This window comes from Pseudoalteromonas sp. ABV4_021 (genome assembly GCF_056159365.1).
On sequence record NZ_JBSWVB010000001.1, the window covers coordinates 1,028,481 to 1,044,218 of the forward strand.

Sequence of the window (15,738 nt, forward strand, 5' to 3'; positions counted from 1 at the left end):
TGTGTTACGACAGACTCTTGCGTTTGTTATTTAACCAACTTGCGAGTGCGTGGAAATCTTCTTTTACTACACTGAGCGGTGAAGTGTTAATAAGCACATTTTTAGCTGCAAGTGCCTCAGGTACGGCGCTATCAAAATGAATAAAAAAAGGCGCTAAATGCTTTAAATTTGCTCGCCAAATTTGGTATACATCGAGTTCAAGTGGGTTACTGGCATTAAAGCGATTAATTAAGTAATACGCTTGGTTATGTGCGCTGCTTTTTTTAATTTGGCTATAACACGCAGGATCGCAGGTCACTACATTGATAACGATATCTCTGTCATCAAGCGCTAAGTCATCGAGTGACATATGGCTTGGTACGTCAAACAGCAGCCAACTGTTGTGGTCGATATCCAAACGTTTTGATTGATTTAACAGTGTATTATAAGAAAAACTGTTAGCAAGTTCAGAGCCATAAGGCACATATTTAACGTTATCTTCATTGATAAACGCAATATCAGCCCAACTCGATTCGGCATCCGCTATTTTATTTGTCCAACCTGATTGGTTTTGCCATTCATGACCAAGGTGCAGACACAGTTCATTTTTTGAATCAAGGTCAATACACAACACGTCGTGATGGCTTTGAGATAACAGCGTTGCTATATTGGCAATAATAGATGTGCTTCCTGTACCACCTTTCATGCCTTTAAAAAATACTCGATTCATACAAAATGGGCTTTGTTAAAACGTATAATTATTAAATTTCTTCGATTTCGCTAAACAGATCATACTTAGCAATGATTTTCATTTCTTTTTGCTTTTCTGTAATCTCAACGTAATCGGCGACAGCAATTTTGCTTTTTGTTTCCAATTTAGAAATATCGTGCGCATGATACGCATTTTCTATTGTTTCAGCGTTTTGATTATTAGTCACAATATTAACCTCTTAAGTTAAAGCTTCTATATTATTAGTCGGTTAGATTGGGCTAAACTATTACACTCTATTACGTAGCATTTGAGACAAAATAATGTGTTTTTTCCTTGTAGGCCTTTAATTTTGCGAGCTTGATACAATTTGGTCTAATTGTTATCGGCTTGAGCAAACTAAAATTTAGCACTTTTCTCAACAATGGCGCTGGACTTGGCTAAATGATTGTATATAAAATCATATTTTCATCTAAATAGAAAGTATTACTTTTTTAGAGCGACGCGTTATGTATTAATAATGCGCATATAGAGCAAAAGTGGGTTAAATGTGCATAAATTGAACTTTTTGGGTATTGAGAGCGATCATGGGCTTATTTTTAAAGCTGCAACTTATGCGCTTTTTGCCAACAGCGAAGAAGCAGGTATTGAGCTTGCCTTGAGCTCAATAAACGAACAAGGTAAGAGCTTTGTAATATCGCAAGACCCGGAGCGATTTTCTGTTAAATCGGATAAATGGCCGCAACTTAAAAAAGCGCAACTTTTTGCCTTAGACACCTCTTTTTTTATCGAAAACAGCACTCAGTTTATTTCACAAACAATTGAAGAGCTAAGTTATTATTCTGGCTTTCGTGGTGCGCATTTAATTATTCATTTTTCAGAAGGTTTAGCTAACCATTTTGAACCTAAACTAGTTAAAAAATTATTGCATAAAACGCAGTTAATAACTGAGCGCTACAATATAAGCCTGATTTTTTTGTTTACGGGGAAAACGGCACAACAAAAAGCGCCCACTTTTTTAGCTCACAGCAAATTAATTGACGGTGTTGCCCATCTTAACAGCCATTTAATGAACCATAACTTGTACTTTGATTTTTGGCGCAGTGAAAGAGGGCTGGTAAGCCAGGTAAGTTATCAGTTGTTTTTTGAACAACCGGTATCGGCGGAACTAAACGTTCAAAATGAAGCGAATGCTGAACCTGTTTATCAAAATTTAGAGCAGGTTTTTATCAGCAAAGAGTTGCTGCCTAGCGAGACAAAATTACCGCCACATTATTTAATATGCGACGATAACCAAAGCTTAGCCGAACATGCTCGCGAAAATAAAGCTGCAACAGTTGTTTTATGTGCGTCGCATGATATTAAAAAGGCCGAACTTGCTGCACTTTGCTATGAATTGCGAGATGTTTGTGGGCCTTGGCTAAAAATTGTAATTAAAAACAAAGATGGCGTGTTACGTCACCACGATGAGTGTGTATTTTTAACCTTAGGCGTTAACTTAATTTTGCATACAACCACAGATATTTCACGTTTGATGTCGCAGGTGCAAGCTTTGCAAGGCGTTAAGTTTGTGCGTACGCTGCCAAAAGATTACAAAGCAGTACTGGCTCATGCTAAAGGGGTGGAAGCAAAAGGTTATTTAACCCCAAGCAGCTTTGTTGATGCCGTGAAACTGCAACGTGAAGCCAGTTTATCGACAGGGATTAGTGGCGTTTTGGTGATTTTGGATTTGATTAAAGGTGTTGAGCCAATTGATGCATTACGTCTTTTTTCTGTAAAACGTAACGGTGATATTTTTACCGCCAATCAGTCGCAAGTTTTGCTTTATTTGCATGCTTGCCGAGAGAATGATGTGGATAACGCCATTGAGCGATTGTTTAGATTAGCAATCAGTGAGTTCTTTGCCGCTCACAGCATTTATTCGCAAGACTTATACATAGAACAAGTTTGCCGAGAACTTAAACACGCCGACGACAACAAAGAATTGGAAGATTTCTCCGTGCAGTTACTTGAATCTACGGTAGAGCAAGTGCCACTTGCAATGAGTACATCAGGGCGTACGGCTGTTGTAAACGATATAAACCGCTTTCCAAGTCGTCAGCCTTGTAAAGCGCATCCTCTTAAGTTTCTGGAAAATAATTAATGTACTTAACTTATATTATTTTGGCGTTTATTTTTGGCATTGTGATAGGTATTGCAATAGCGCAGTTTTCAAAAGAGCTTAAGCACTTTGTTACTAAGCTCTACAAAGCGTGGACGTTTAAACATAAAGCGATTCATCCATATAAGCCGCAGGAAAAAGAATAATCAATGAGCATTGCACACCCAGATAAAGATCCGTTGCGTTATGACGCACTAGGGCTTTGGAATTTGTATTTCTTAGTCAAGCTAGGCTTATTTTTCTCAGATGTTATCGATTTGCATGTACTGGAAAATATTGCGTTTATTGCGTTTCTTTTACTGCCGTTCAAGCATACCTTGTTGATTAAGGTTAAACATATTATCGGGGCATTTGTCGCATTATTTTTATTGCATTATGACTCTTACTTGCCACCGCTTAGTCGCTTACTTGAAAGTGGTGATCTGCTTAGTGATTTTAGTTTGCCGTACCTTATCGAGTTGTTGTCGCGCTTTTTATCGTGGCAGTTTGTCGCCATGGCGCTGGTCTTGGTCATTGTTTATATTTATTTGGTAAATTGGGTTCGTTTTACCACGGTGAGTATTGTGGGTATTTTGTATATTGGCGCATTACAATTTTTTGCCAGCCAAGAGAGTATGCAACCCGCGCCGACTTATGTACAAAATAGTGCTCAAGCAACGCAACAAAATGTTCAAAATACCTCCTTAAACCCAGAGCAAGCAATGTCGGCGTTTTATCAACAACAAGCACGCTTAAAAACCGAATTTCCAGCATCTAACCAAGGTGGTGACTTTGATATTGTGCTACTCAATGTGTGTTCACTTGGCTGGGATGATTTAGAACGAGTGAATCTTAGTAAGCACCCTTTGTTTAATCAGTTTGATTTACTGTTTGATAATTTCAGCTCGGCCACCTCGTATAGTGGACCTGCCGGTATTCGTTTATTAAAAGCAAGCTGCGGGCAGACATCTCACCAAGGTTTATATTCAGATGCGAATAAGCAGTGTTACTTATTTGAGAATTTAAAGTCGCTGGGTTTTGATAACGACTTTGCGATGAACCACAATGGTAATTTTGATAATTTCCTTGGTATGGTCGAAAGCCAAGGGCGTGTTGATGCAAAACTACAGTCGTTACAAGGTGTTAAAATTGCACAGCGCTCATTTGATGGCACACCTATTTTCGATGATGGTCAGGTATTAAATAAGTGGCTTAAATCAAGACTAACCTCAAATAAGCCACGTGCGGCACTTTACTACAACACCATTAGTTTGCACGATGGTAATGTGATTGAAGGACGCAGTAAGTTTGGCAGCAGTTTAAAAAGCTACGGCACGCGTACAGAAATATTATTTAAGCAATTTAACCAGTTCTTTACGCGTTTAGAGCAAAGTGGTCGTAACTATATGGTGGTTATGGTGCCAGAGCACGGTGCATCACTGGCGGGCGATAAAATGCAAATTGCAGGTATGCGTGATATTCCTAGTCCAGCAATTCTAGACATTCCGGTGGGCGTGAAGTTTATTGGGCCAAATGCCAAAGCAAATAGTGCACAAAAAGTGATTTCTGAGCCGTCTAGTTATCTCGCTATTTCAGAGCTAATCGCTCGCGCAACACGACAAAACATTTTTAGCGGCACCTTAGATCTTGGCATATTAGCAGCTGATTTACCGAAAACACCTATGGTGGGTGAGAACTCAGGTACACGAATGCAGATGTTTAATGGTAAGCCATATATTCAACTCGATGATGGTGAATGGATGGTTTACCCAGGATACTAAATAACCTGAAATCGGGTTAATCAAAATAGGGAGCGTTTGCTCCCTTTTTTAATTTGAATGAATAGTTATGGGTTATAGCTTTTTTGTTCATTTATGTTTACAAAATTTCTTCCAATCTTTGGTTTTTTCAGTATTATCAAAATATTGTGCTTAAGCTGGTAATGGGGAAATTATGCGCTTAGAGATCCATTGTGCGGACCGAATTGGTATCGCGCAGGAAATACTCAATATTTTAGTAAGTTACCAAGTTGACTTAAAAGGTATTGAAGTTGATTCAGTTAACTGTCGGATGTATGTCTCTTTTCCGCCAATTGAGTTTGAACAGTTTCAGAAAATTATGCCTGAAATTCGTTTAATTCAAGGTGTAGAAGATGTAAGAACGACCGCATTTTTGCCTTCTGAGCGAGAGCATAATGAACTTACCACTTTACTAAGCGCACTACCCGATGGGGTTATTTCTATTGATGTAAAAGGTATTGTGCGCCAATGTAACGATTCGGCTTGCCGCGATTTAAATACATCAAGTACAGAAGTAATTGGCCAGCATATTAATACCCAACTTAAAGGGTTTAACTTTACACGTTGGTTAGAAAGCGCCGAAGTGCTTGCACAAACGACGCGTGTTGAAGTGAACGGTGAAGATTTTATTGCCGATATCTTACCAATTTCAGTGCCTGACGCTGAAAATGAAACGATTTTTGTCGGTGCGGTAGTTAATATTAAATCGCAAAGCCGTTTAGGTGAGCAGGTGAGTGCCTTTAGACGACAAGGCAACGAGAGTTTTGCAACCATTCATACCCATAGTAGCGCCATGCGCAAAGTAGTGCGTGAAGCGCGCAAAATGGCGCAGTTAGAGGCACCAATTTTAATTACAGGTGAAACGGGCACAGGCAAAGAGCTGTTAGCGAAAGCGTGTCACTATGCGTCAAATCGCGCAAATAAGCCGTTTGTTACGTTATCGTGTGCATCCTTGCCTGATGATGTGGCTGAACCTGAATTGTTTGGTTGTGCACTACCCAATGCTGAAAGCCGCGGTGTATTAGAACAAGCCGACGGCGGAACTGTATTTCTTGATGAAGTAGGGGAAATGTCGGCGCAACTGCAAACTAAACTACTGCGGTTTTTACAAGACGGCACTTTCAGACGTGTTGGCAGTGAAAATGAAGTTAAAGTTAATGTACGGATTTTAGCGGCAACACAAAAAGATATTCCAGGCATGGTACAAGAGGGGCGCTTTAGGGAAGACCTTTATTATCGCATTAATGTACTTAGCCTAGAACTTGCGCCATTAAGAGATCGTAAAGCCGACATTGTTCCGTTAACCGAGCACTTTATTAGCCGTTATTCGCATCAATTAGGGCGCAAGTCGCCGGTATTAGATGACACCATTACCGCGTTTTTACAGCAATATCCGTGGCCGGGTAACGTGCGTCAATTAGAGAACTCTCTGTATCGAGCTATTTCACTACTTGATGATGAGAATTTAAGTATCGAGCATTTACAGCTACCTAGTTTTACCAATGACTTGGGTTATCTTGAGTCTGATTTTGAAGGTACGCTAGACCAAGCGGTGAAGCGCTTTGAATCGACGCTGTTAAGAAAGTTGTATCCAGCTTACCCAAGCTCGCGTCAACTTGCGAAGCGTTTAGGCTTAAGCCACACCGCAATTGCAAACAAACTACGCGAGTATGGCATTAATCGTAAAACCATTAAGGTGTAATGGTTTAAAGTAGGTGGGCTAGTTTACTTTAAGTGACTAGCCCTAACGTCGTCTTCCGTTGTCTTTGGTAATACCACTTGGAATAATGTAATTAATACCGTCTTTATTAAATACGATTTTGACGCTGGGATTGCCATTTTTTAGATAATAGTTGTATTGATCAATCCACAGAATATAGTCGCCACGCACAGGGTACTCTAAACGCTTTTTTTCAAGCTTAATAACATGCGGCCCTAATCGCCATTCAAACTCTGAAATATAACCATTGGCAAACTCCTGCACAAAAACCGCCTGATCGTCTCCTGCCAGCGTAAGTGCAATCGAATAAGAGTCCGGCATTTGATCCATTGGGTATTCTTGGTTACCTATGGTAAATAATTTATTTTGTTTGTCCCATTTAAAGCCAAAACTAAATTCTTGCTTTAAACCAGATGGGTAAATAACTGTGCCGCTACCAGGTAACTCAAAACTTGCCTTAAGCTGAAAGCTAACGCACATAAGTATAAAAAGTGAGATATACGACTTCATAAAACCCTTAAAGTATTGTTTTTTGTACTTGAGTTTATTATTAAACCTGAGAAAATAAACTTTTCTGGTAAGACCACTCAAGACAAATGAATTTATATTTTAGATTACTGTTACTCTTTTATCGGATAAAGCGTAATAAACTTTATCAACCTTTGTTAGATGAAGTTGAAATTGATTTTCGAGCACTACCAAGCGACTGCGATATTAACCTTCATCTCACTAATTCGCGTTATCTTGCCTTTATGGATTTGGCGCGTACTTGGATGACTGAGCGTTTGGGGTTATTTTCAGTGGTAATGAAGCGCCGTTGGTTTCCAATTGTTAATGCCACAGCAATTACCTACATTAAAGATATTAAACCTCTGCAAACTTTCACTGTGGCAACACAATTAGTTGGCTGGGATCATAAGTATTTTTATATTAAGCAAACGTTTAAATCGGAGCGTGGCTTACATGCCGTTGCTTATGTCCGAGGTGTGTTTAAGAAAAAAGGTGGTATTGTAAGCGTAGAAGAAATGCTTGATGCAGCAGGTTTTGATGGCGAAGCGCCAAAGCTACATGAAGAAATTGTGCACTGGAAAGAAATGCTTGAGTGTAAAAAACAACGTGACCATGTTTAGTATCAAACACAAGTTTGATGATGATTGCATTCTAATTTAATGTAAAATTTAACTAACCCAAACAATAAAAAGCCCCTTGCGGGGCTTTTTTGCTTTAGCGTTTAGAACTTGTAATTTGCTTGTAAGTACATAAAGCGGCCTTGGCCACTGTGCACATTGGTCGCAAAACCCATAAACTCATCATAAGTAAATGGTGGCTCTTCATTAAACAGGTTAGTAATACCTAATGTAAGCGTTGTATTTTCAATACCATGGTAGTTAAAGGTTGCATCAACCGTGATAAATTCATCGACATCAGATAACGTAACCGTTTGATTTTCAATTTTGTTACCTTGCGCATCTCGTGCTGTTTGCACGCGAACTGAATCATCTTGCTTAAATGAATCAACAAAGTTAAGCGCAAGTGATGTTGTAAAATCATTTATCGCATAATCAGCACTCAAAGTGAAGCGTAGCTCAGGCTGTTCAAAATCACCGGCTTCCGTATCGATACGCTGACCACCATTTCCATCAGGGCGCTTATCTTCATACTCCAACATATAATTCATCACGTAAGAGAACTTAAAGTCGCCAATTTCTGTCGGTAAATTGTATTTCACATCTACATCAAGGCCTGACGTGGTTAAGTCACCAATATTTTGGAAAGTATCGTAAATCGTAACAACTTCACCTGGGTCGTTAGCAATGCCGGTTGGTATACGTTCAACAATGTCTGAGTTTCCGCCTTGTGTAGTAAATATGAACTGAGTATCAGAATCGATAATATCTTCAATATCATAGCTATAGTAATCAACTGATACGCTTAAATCATCGGTAATATTGTACACAACACCAAGGTTGTAACTTTCAGATTCTTCAGGGCCTAAATCAGGGTTACCTTCAAAAACTGCGGTATATTCGAATGGATCGCAGCCAAGACCAACTAAGTCACAGCGATATTTATCAACCAAGGTAGGTGATTCATCAGTGCGGCCAAGGCCAAGTTGGTGTAGTGATGGTGCTCTAAATGCCGTACCCCAAGACCCGCGTACAAGTAGGTTATCTATCGCGCGCCAAGAGAATGACAACTTTGGATTAGTAGTATCACCAAAGTCACTGTAGTCTTCGTAACGGACCGCCAGTTGCACCTCTAAGTCATCAATAACCGGCACGGCAACTTCTGCAAACAACGAGCTATTGTCACGCGTGCCGTTTGCTTGTGTCGCTTCAGTACCAAAAATTTGACCACGTAAATATTGGTCGTCTGGGTTATCGCTAATCGATTCTTCACGATATTCAGCACCCACAGCCAACATCAGTTCACCTGCAGGTAATTCTGCTAATGGGCCATTTACTTTGAAGTCGAATGTCTTATTGGTTGATTTACCGATGCGTGTGGTAGTGGTTTCAATATAATCTAGCACCTGTTGGCCATTTGATGATGGTTCAAATGGGTCGTATGCGCCAGAGTCAATCGCTTCTTGTAAGCGCACTTTATTAGGGAAACCGTCTACACCGCGTTCGACCGATTGACTTTTAATATAAGAATAGGCAACTTCATAGCCCCAATCGCCCCACTCACCTTCAAACCCTAAGATTGCACGGTAATAATCTGCATCAACGCGTTTTTCGCGGTTGCCAATATCAACCATGCGGCGACGCATCGTTAAATCTTGGCCATGGAACTCATGATCAGGCATATTGGCAAATGGATGGTTGATGTTGTCACCATCCATAAACAGTTCATTAAAACTCGGGCTACCAGCACCGCGGATCATGGTTTTTGAGTTTTGACCGTTAAGCTCTGTGAATACACGGAAAGTATCATTCACATCGTAACGACCTGAATAGTTAAAGCTAAAGCGCTCATTTTGCGGGAACATGGTCATATAAGGTGCATAGTCATAGCCGCATAAATTACCAATAATATCCTCAGGCGCACACACATCATTGCCAAAGGTGTCTGGCATGCGATTAGTAGGATCAGACTTTAGCGCTATGGTGCCAGGAATACCTGACGAAGAGCGAAAATCAGTAGCGTAAACATCACCTGTACGAGCTCGTTGATTGGCTGTTGCGCTATAATTACGGTCTGCGTAAAGTACTTCTTCGCGGTTAAAATAATCAAGAATAAAGGTGTGAGAGCTGTTATCTGTGGTGTTACCAAAAACCACTGATACGTTTGTTTCTTCACCACCGCCATCTGCGGTATCGCCATATTTTGCGCTAATTTCTACACCGTCGATGTCATCACGTAAAATAACGTTAATTACACCAGCAATCGCATCAGAACCATAAGTAGCAGATGCACCATCTTTTAGGATATCTACACGTTTAATTGCGGCGATTGGAATATTGTTAATATCAACAAATGCGGTATCAATACCTTTTGCAAACGGGCTTACCGACACGCGGCGGCCATTCACTAAAATTAACGTAGAGTCTGCGCCTAACCCCCGCAATGACACACTCGAGCCGCCATTTGCGGTATCGTCACTGCTGTTGGCTTGCGTTGAAAATGTACCTTGTCCAGAAATTGGCAGTTTTGCGAATAAACCAATTAAGTCGGTAACACCTGTTTTGGCAATATCATCAGCTGATAAACTTGTTACAGGTGAAGGGCCTTCTAGATCGGTGCGTTTAATATGAGAGCCGGTGATCTCTATGCGTTCAACTTGCTTTTCTTGTTCAGCGTTAACCGTGTAAGCTGAAAACAGTAGTGATGCAGAAATAACGGAGGTTAAGGAGTTAAGCTTAAACTTTGTAGCGCTTTTCATGGACCATTCCTTGTTAGATTATTATAAATTAAATGGTTAACCCATAGCGTGAATTAACCTTTTAAATTAATAACATGTTAATTATTAATTAACAACAAGGTAACCTTTGTCCCTAAAACTAAAGTGTAACTTTGTTTGTAAAAAGATTTAGTTCGACGAGGGGTTTTATCTAGAGGTGTTTAGGGTGTGAGGCACTATACTTTGGTTTAGATTGGCATAAAAAAACCACGCAGAGGCGTGGTTTTTAATAATTTACTGGGCGTTTAACGTGCTGAATGTTTCATCATACGTTCTTTTTCTCGAGCCCAGTCTTTATCTTTACTGTCGGCACGTTTATCGTGCAGCTTCTTACCTTTAGCAAGGCAGAATTCAAGTTTAACCCAGCATTTTTTCCAATACATTGCTGTGGCGATTAAAGAAAAACCGTCGCGTTCTACTGCACCTACTAAACGATCGATTTCACGTTTATTGAGTAGCAGTTTTCGCGGCCGCATTGGATCGCACACAACGTGTGTAGACGCTTGAATTAAAGGCGTAATTTGACTTGCATGTAAGTAAGCTTCGCCGTTTTTAACTTGAATAAAGGTTTCGGTAATATTTACTTTGCCGGCGCGAATACTTTTCACTTCCCAGCCTTGTAATTCCATACCAGCTTCAAATTTATCTTGCAGCAAATACTCGTGGCGCGCTTTTTTGTTTAGCGCGATGGTATTGCTTTGTGCTTTTGGTTTTTTGTGTTTTGCCATAATGCCGCCATTATACTTATCCGCTATGGTTTTACACTATTTTTTGCCATTACACGGGTTATTTTTTGTTTCTGCGTCAAACCTTGGTAGAATTCGCCATGTTAAATCTGGAGAGAATATGCCGCAAATTAGTCGATCTGCGCTCGTGATGTTTAGTGCGCAGCAAATGTATGATTTAGTTAATGATGTTTCTAAATATCCTGAATTTTTGCCAAATTGCTCTGGTGCAAAAGTACATAGCCAAAATGAGCTGTGTATGTCTGCATCAGTAGAAATCTCGAAAGCTGGCATGCGTAAATGGTTTTCAACGGAAAATACATTAAAAGCGGGCCAAGCGATTGATATGCGCCTGATTGATGGCCCGTTTAAAACCTTGGCGGGTGGTTGGAAGTTCACAGCACTTGATGATCATGCTTGTAAAGTGAGCTTAGAACTCAATTTCGAATTTACCAACAAGCTAGTCGAACTTGCATTTGGCAAAGTATTTAATGAAGTGGCAAACAATATGGTAAAGGCTTTTACTCAGCGCGCGAAACAGGTTTACAAATAAATGAAGTCGATAGAAATAGTTTACGCATTGCCTGACAGTGCAACAACGGTAACCTTTAATACTGAGGACGACTTAAGCGTTGAACAAGTTATTGTACAATGCGGTATTTTAGAGAAATGCCCTGAGATTGATTTAACAAAGCTTGCGGTTGGTATTTGGAATCGTACCTGTAAGTTGCATCAAATCGTAAAAGACGGTGACCGAATCGAAATTTATCGCCCATTAATTGCCGATCCGAAAGAAGCGCGCAGACGCCGTGCAGAAAAAGCGAAAGATGAGGGTAGGGCAAATAAGATTACGGGCGGGCGTTCAGGTCGCCGCCAATCATAAAAACAAAAAAGTCATGCAGTTGCATGACTTTTTTACGTTAATCTGGACTCAGATTAAGTGTTAACTTATTGTTCTAGCGGTGTATTGAACGTTTCTGGCGTTTCATAATCACCGCGTAGCGCTTTTAGTTTGTCGCCTTCAAATTCAACCACAAGCTCTTTTCGCACTTCGCTGTCTCTGCCTGGGTTAAATTGATACAAGTAATACCAATTACTCTCGTCAAATGCATCTTTTGCGATTGGCTGACCCAATACGTAGAGTACTTGTTCACGTGTCATTTCAACACGTAGCTTATCAATATCGCTTTGCTCTAAAAAGTTTCCTTGAGGAATTGGCATTCTATATAGCCAAGATGAGCAACCTGAGGTAAAAACGATCACTGCGCACAGCGAAATATACTTAAACCATTTCATTGAATACTTTAATCCTTACTACTAATCGCACCATGATACCTCTTGCTATCAGGTTATAAAAGTGTAAATTTGACCTAAATTTTACAATGAAGTTCCCAAGTGTTTGTTTTATGTCGCAGTTAGAGAATCCCACCAATCAAAGTCATCTGCAGCCAACTTGGTTTATTTACATCGTTGAAACGCGCTATGGTCATTGGTATACCGGTATTACAACGGATGTTGCACGACGTTTTTGTCAGCATAGTTCAGGTAAAGGGGCGAAAGCGTTAATTGGTAAGGGGCCGTTAAAATTAATGCTTGAGCGGCAAGTGGGCAGCAAAAGTGAGGCCAGTAAGTTAGAATATCAAGTTAAAAAATTATCAAAAAAGCAAAAAATTAGCTGGGTTAATGCCTGCTTAGCAACTGATAGTTTGCATCCAATTGAGAAATAACCTTAGCAATATTGTGTAAGCTGCCATCAAAAAAAGCGTGATCAAGATTTTCATAGGTGTCGTGTTGGCTATGATAATTGCTGTGCTCGCCTACGCCAAAATACAAAATAGCGATGCGCTTGCGATGAAATTCGCGGTGATCGCCCGCATCAAGTATGCGCCTGCGTTGATTTTTAATTGTTCGATTATAAAAGCCATTACCTCTTGTGAATTTTACCTCGCTGTCTTTATGCCAAATGTTTGTGCGAAGTGATTCAATAAATGCCTTAGACGGCGCATTATAAAGGCCAAGTAGTTTGTTACGCTTGCTCACTCCAAGCATATCTAAATTAATATTGATTAGTACATTTGACAGCGGAACAGGTGAAGCCTTGATAAATTCTCGGGCGCCAAATAAGCCAGACTCTTCTGCATCAGTTGCGAGAAAAAGGTAGTTAAGTTTCCGATTGGGTTGTTTGGCGATGAGTGACGCCAAGGTAATTAATGCAGCAACACCACTGGCATTGTCATCGGCGCCATTATAAATGTGCCTTCCTTTAGTACCTAAATGATCAAAGTGCGCGGAGATTACTACTGTTGGTCTGTTGGCAATTTGCTCGCTCGCTGCAAGCACATTGTGCGCTTCTTTTTCATCAAAAAAGCCACTGCTGTAGCGAAATGGCACTTTGTAATTGGTAAATACGGGGGAGAGTCCCGCATTTTGAAATTGTTTTGCAATATAGTCGGCTGCAATGCTGGCGTGCAGTGTGCCTGTTTTTCGCCCAGCAAGTTGGTCATGGCTGAGTATTTGTAAATGACTGTGGGCCTTAAGTGTATCTTGCGTTGTTACACTCAGTGATAAAGCGAAGAAAAGTGCGTGTATCATCTCAATAGCTGCGCACTTAACGACATTATTTTGCCTCGATAACGGCGTTTTTCGCTGTCAAAATAAGCATGTTTTTCGGCTTGTTGTAACTCGCTGAGCGCTTTGTCGATATCGCCAATCATAAAGTACGCCTTAGCTAAGCCAAAGTGACTTTCGTGAATTTCGCGGTCGAGTTTAATTGCTCTTTTAAAAAAGCTGATGGCAGTTCGGTAGTCATTTTGGTAGAGCGCTTCGTTACCTTTAGCAATCGCATAATAGGGGTTTTTACTGCGTTTTCGCTCAAGCGCAATCCGAATATTTTGCGCCTCAAGGCTACGTCCAGTTAGTTCATATAAGCGAGCTAAATTACCCTTGGCAGTATTGTTATCATTATCGAGAGAAAGCGCGTGGTTGTAGGCGAGTTCTGCCTTATCAAATTGATTATTAATGCGATAAAGCACGCCTAAATTGCCGTAGGTAGAGCCGTAGTTGGGAGCACTTTCGATTGCTGCACTAAAATACGAATAGGCGAGGTGGTGTTCGCCATTAATCATCGCGGCAGCCCCTTTATTGTTGTAAAACATCGCTAAGATTACGTCTTCGCTAATAATTTTAGAACGAAATTTGTGACGCAAACTACTCGGGTTGAAATCAATGATGAGGTCACCTGTGGTATCGTAAATGGTTGAGGTAAGCGCAACATCACTGGCACTTGGACGCAAAACACGTAAATTAACGTGCCCAGTGAGCAAGCTGTAGCCATTTTCACTCGCCCAGTATTCAGGAATATACACTTGCTGAAAGCGCGACGCTAAGCCAAGGTGTTTAGACATGCTGTACGCCATAATCGACAGCGAGAGGCAGTTAGCATTATTGTTGTTGAATGTATCTTCTGCGCTAAGGGTTGCACCTGATAGGTAGTCCAGGCTTTGGTTTTGTGGGCTGAAAATGTATTCAACCAGTGAGCGGGTCACAACACGTTTATCAATATCCCGTGACACGGCTTGTTCGATAAGGGCTTTGGTATTGTCAGATAAATTGAAGACGTCTTTTTTTGTTTCAACAGGAATACGCTTAAATTGCGTGTCGTTGATAAGTTGATTTGGCGGTGAAATGGCTTTTGGTGTGCTGTTACATGCCGCCAAAACTAATACTGAAATTAAGCAAATCAAGATGCGCATATTGAACCTCTTTGAACACCATACTTACTGTTAAAGATAGATAAAATATGCGCAATTTGCTTGTTTAAATTGTTACAGCTTATGTCGTCACAATCTGTGTTAATTGTGTTTGTGACGGGGCAAACCAATATGCGCTGTTAACTGCTTTTGAGTAATCGATCAGTTTGTCATAAATACCATCTTGGGTTAGGCCAAACATGCGTTCGAGTTGAATTTGAAAGCGTTGTTGTTCACAGGCAAAGCCTAAAAAGTAGAGGCCTTTTTCGTGTGCATTTCCAAATGGCACACTGCGACGATAGAGTTTCATGGCCACATTATCTACTTTCACGTCGGTACGCGATACATGCGAATTCTTTGGCATATCATCGCCTTCAAGTTCGATGGAATCTGGTTTTGTGCGACCCACTATTTTCTCTTGGACGGTAACGGGCAGTTTTTCAAATTCACTCAGGTCATGCACCCATTTTTGCGTTAAAACAAAGCTGCCTTGCTGATGAGAATGTGACGCTGGCAGCAGTGCTGCGTCTGCTTTTGCTGCTAAATCTTTCGGGTTTGCACTGCCATCGACAAAACCGGTGAGATCACGATTATCTTTGTATCGAAATCCTGGGCACTCAAGCGCTAAGATAGCGACGCCGTTTAACTGTGATTGGCATAATTGCATCGCGTCAAACACACCATCTAAATCATCACCGTGCAACCAAATTAATAAATCGTGTTGGGTGGCGGGCGCAGTGTGACCAAATGGCCCTGAAAGCGTTGCAAAATCAGTAAAGTCAAGCGTTTCAGCTTGGTTGTCTAAATGTTGCCAAAGGCGTCTGCCAAAAGCGATAACTGAACTACAGTTGAGGTTGTCGCTAATATTTTTTAAGGCATTTTTTAGTGCGTTAATGGTGTCTGCATCTCGGTTGGTAATGACATATTCTAAAAAGTAGCTATGCCTATTATTGTCATCGAAGATACCAGATTGTGCCTGTTCCATTTGATTGGCCCCTTTATTTGTTTGCGCT

At 40.6% G+C, this 15,738-nt stretch carries 17 protein-coding genes; 8 read left to right on the forward strand and 9 right to left on the reverse strand.

The window, feature by feature from the left end:
• Positions 1 to 4 precede the first annotated feature (4 nt).
• Both bcsQ and ACXAFE_RS04840 read right to left on the reverse strand, forming a co-directional pair.
• Entirely contained in the window at positions 5 to 709 is a 705-nt protein-coding gene (gene bcsQ / locus ACXAFE_RS04835) for a cellulose biosynthesis protein BcsQ (protein WP_475149388.1), read from the reverse strand.
• A 31-nt stretch (positions 710 to 740) separates the two neighbouring features.
• The gene (locus ACXAFE_RS04840; RefSeq protein ID WP_158683308.1) at positions 741 to 917 is read right to left on the reverse strand and encodes a hypothetical protein; all 177 of its coding nucleotides are present in this window, start codon (positions 915 to 917) and stop codon (positions 741 to 743) included.
• Positions 918 to 1,238: 321 nt separating this feature from the next.
• Between ACXAFE_RS04840 and bcsE the strand changes: the two genes are divergently transcribed.
• The 4 genes from bcsE to tyrR all read left to right on the forward strand — a co-directional run bounded on the left by bcsE (position 1,239) and on the right by tyrR (position 6,329).
• Positions 1,239 to 2,831: a cellulose biosynthesis protein BcsE gene (gene bcsE, locus ACXAFE_RS04845; RefSeq protein ID WP_475149392.1), complete on the forward strand. Its 1,593-nt coding sequence runs from the start codon at positions 1,239 to 1,241 to the stop codon at positions 2,829 to 2,831.
• Positions 2,831 to 2,995 carry a hypothetical protein gene (locus tag ACXAFE_RS04850; RefSeq protein WP_158523435.1) on the forward strand — a complete coding sequence of 55 codons (165 nt, stop codon included), beginning with the start codon at positions 2,831 to 2,833 and terminating at the stop codon, positions 2,993 to 2,995. The genes bcsE and ACXAFE_RS04850 overlap by 1 nt, the downstream gene beginning before the upstream one ends.
• A gap of 3 nt (positions 2,996 to 2,998) precedes the next feature.
• Positions 2,999 to 4,609: a cellulose biosynthesis protein BcsG gene (gene bcsG, locus ACXAFE_RS04855; RefSeq protein WP_475149395.1), complete on the forward strand. Its 1,611-nt coding sequence runs from the start codon at positions 2,999 to 3,001 to the stop codon at positions 4,607 to 4,609.
• Positions 4,610 to 4,781: 172 nt separating this feature from the next.
• Positions 4,782 to 6,329 (forward strand): transcriptional regulator TyrR, encoded by a 1,548-nt coding sequence (gene tyrR, locus ACXAFE_RS04860; protein ID WP_054978363.1) that lies wholly within the window; start codon positions 4,782 to 4,784, stop codon positions 6,327 to 6,329.
• A 42-nt stretch (positions 6,330 to 6,371) separates the two neighbouring features.
• Here the strand turns inward: tyrR and ACXAFE_RS04865 are convergent, their stop codons facing one another.
• The gene (locus tag ACXAFE_RS04865) at positions 6,372 to 6,857 is read right to left on the reverse strand and encodes a hypothetical protein (protein WP_475149397.1); all 486 of its coding nucleotides are present in this window, start codon (positions 6,855 to 6,857) and stop codon (positions 6,372 to 6,374) included.
• Between the two features lie 86 nt (positions 6,858 to 6,943).
• Between ACXAFE_RS04865 and ACXAFE_RS04870 the strand changes: the two genes are divergently transcribed.
• Complete coding sequence (locus ACXAFE_RS04870; protein ID WP_054978365.1) at positions 6,944 to 7,477, forward strand: thioesterase family protein; 534 nt, start codon at positions 6,944 to 6,946, stop codon at positions 7,475 to 7,477.
• Positions 7,478 to 7,578: 101 nt separating this feature from the next.
• Here ACXAFE_RS04870 and ACXAFE_RS04875 read toward each other — a convergent pair whose 3' ends face one another.
• Positions 7,579 to 10,233, reverse strand: coding sequence for a TonB-dependent receptor (locus ACXAFE_RS04875; protein ID WP_475149402.1), 2,655 nt, complete (start codon positions 10,231 to 10,233; stop codon positions 7,579 to 7,581).
• A gap of 263 nt (positions 10,234 to 10,496) precedes the next feature.
• Positions 10,497 to 10,979, reverse strand: coding sequence for an SsrA-binding protein SmpB (gene smpB / locus ACXAFE_RS04880; RefSeq protein WP_010560515.1), 483 nt, complete (start codon positions 10,977 to 10,979; stop codon positions 10,497 to 10,499).
• Positions 10,980 to 11,097: 118 nt separating this feature from the next.
• Between smpB and ACXAFE_RS04885 the strand changes: the two genes are divergently transcribed.
• The gene (locus ACXAFE_RS04885) at positions 11,098 to 11,529 is read left to right on the forward strand and encodes an SRPBCC family protein (protein WP_395388415.1); all 432 of its coding nucleotides are present in this window, start codon (positions 11,098 to 11,100) and stop codon (positions 11,527 to 11,529) included.
• Positions 11,530 to 11,859, forward strand: coding sequence for an RnfH family protein (locus tag ACXAFE_RS04890; RefSeq protein WP_475149409.1), 330 nt, complete (start codon positions 11,530 to 11,532; stop codon positions 11,857 to 11,859).
• Positions 11,860 to 11,924: 65 nt separating this feature from the next.
• Here ACXAFE_RS04890 and ACXAFE_RS04895 read toward each other — a convergent pair whose 3' ends face one another.
• Positions 11,925 to 12,272, reverse strand: a complete 348-nt coding sequence (locus tag ACXAFE_RS04895; RefSeq protein ID WP_010560512.1) for an outer membrane protein assembly factor BamE — start codon at positions 12,270 to 12,272, stop codon at positions 11,925 to 11,927.
• Between the two features lie 110 nt (positions 12,273 to 12,382).
• Between ACXAFE_RS04895 and ACXAFE_RS04900 the strand changes: the two genes are divergently transcribed.
• Positions 12,383 to 12,703 carry a GIY-YIG nuclease family protein gene (locus ACXAFE_RS04900; protein ID WP_475149415.1) on the forward strand — a complete coding sequence of 107 codons (321 nt, stop codon included), beginning with the start codon at positions 12,383 to 12,385 and terminating at the stop codon, positions 12,701 to 12,703.
• Here ACXAFE_RS04900 and ACXAFE_RS04905 read toward each other — a convergent pair.
• From ACXAFE_RS04905 to ACXAFE_RS04915, 3 genes are all read right to left on the reverse strand, one after another.
• Complete coding sequence (locus tag ACXAFE_RS04905; RefSeq protein WP_475149419.1) at positions 12,657 to 13,568, reverse strand: M28 family peptidase; 912 nt, start codon at positions 13,566 to 13,568, stop codon at positions 12,657 to 12,659. The genes ACXAFE_RS04900 and ACXAFE_RS04905 overlap by 47 nt on opposite strands.
• Positions 13,565 to 14,728: a tetratricopeptide repeat protein gene (locus ACXAFE_RS04910; RefSeq protein ID WP_475149422.1), complete on the reverse strand. Its 1,164-nt coding sequence runs from the start codon at positions 14,726 to 14,728 to the stop codon at positions 13,565 to 13,567. The genes ACXAFE_RS04905 and ACXAFE_RS04910 overlap by 4 nt, the downstream gene beginning before the upstream one ends.
• A 79-nt stretch (positions 14,729 to 14,807) precedes the next feature.
• Positions 14,808 to 15,710, reverse strand: coding sequence for a Dyp-type peroxidase (locus ACXAFE_RS04915; RefSeq protein WP_475149424.1), 903 nt, complete (start codon positions 15,708 to 15,710; stop codon positions 14,808 to 14,810).
• Positions 15,711 to 15,738: the final 28 nt, after the last annotated feature.

Excerpts from the sequence above, each read along its gene's own strand:
- ACXAFE_RS04870 (WP_054978365.1), top strand. The coding sequence starts at position 6,944 with ATGAATTTATATTTTAGATTACTGTTACTCTTTTATCGGATAAAGCGT.
- bcsG (WP_475149395.1), top strand. The coding sequence starts at position 2,999 with ATGAGCATTGCACACCCAGATAAAGATCCGTTGCGTTATGACGCACTA.
- tyrR (WP_054978363.1), top strand. The coding sequence starts at position 4,782 with ATGCGCTTAGAGATCCATTGTGCGGACCGAATTGGTATCGCGCAGGAA.
- ACXAFE_RS04850 (WP_158523435.1), top strand. The coding sequence starts at position 2,831 with ATGTACTTAACTTATATTATTTTGGCGTTTATTTTTGGCATTGTGATA.
- ACXAFE_RS04910 (WP_475149422.1), bottom strand. The coding sequence starts at position 14,728 with ATGCGCATCTTGATTTGCTTAATTTCAGTATTAGTTTTGGCGGCATGT.
- smpB (WP_010560515.1), bottom strand. The coding sequence starts at position 10,979 with ATGGCAAAACACAAAAAACCAAAAGCACAAAGCAATACCATCGCGCTA.
- ACXAFE_RS04905 (WP_475149419.1), bottom strand. The coding sequence starts at position 13,568 with ATGATACACGCACTTTTCTTCGCTTTATCACTGAGTGTAACAACGCAA.
- ACXAFE_RS04900 (WP_475149415.1), top strand. The coding sequence starts at position 12,383 with ATGTCGCAGTTAGAGAATCCCACCAATCAAAGTCATCTGCAGCCAACT.
- ACXAFE_RS04875 (WP_475149402.1), bottom strand. The coding sequence starts at position 10,233 with ATGAAAAGCGCTACAAAGTTTAAGCTTAACTCCTTAACCTCCGTTATT.
- ACXAFE_RS04865 (WP_475149397.1), bottom strand. The coding sequence starts at position 6,857 with ATGAAGTCGTATATCTCACTTTTTATACTTATGTGCGTTAGCTTTCAG.
- ACXAFE_RS04890 (WP_475149409.1), top strand. The coding sequence starts at position 11,530 with ATGAAGTCGATAGAAATAGTTTACGCATTGCCTGACAGTGCAACAACG.
- ACXAFE_RS04895 (WP_010560512.1), bottom strand. The coding sequence starts at position 12,272 with ATGAAATGGTTTAAGTATATTTCGCTGTGCGCAGTGATCGTTTTTACC.
- ACXAFE_RS04915 (WP_475149424.1), bottom strand. The coding sequence starts at position 15,710 with ATGGAACAGGCACAATCTGGTATCTTCGATGACAATAATAGGCATAGC.
- ACXAFE_RS04885 (WP_395388415.1), top strand. The coding sequence starts at position 11,098 with ATGCCGCAAATTAGTCGATCTGCGCTCGTGATGTTTAGTGCGCAGCAA.
- bcsQ (WP_475149388.1), bottom strand. The coding sequence starts at position 709 with ATGAATCGAGTATTTTTTAAAGGCATGAAAGGTGGTACAGGAAGCACA.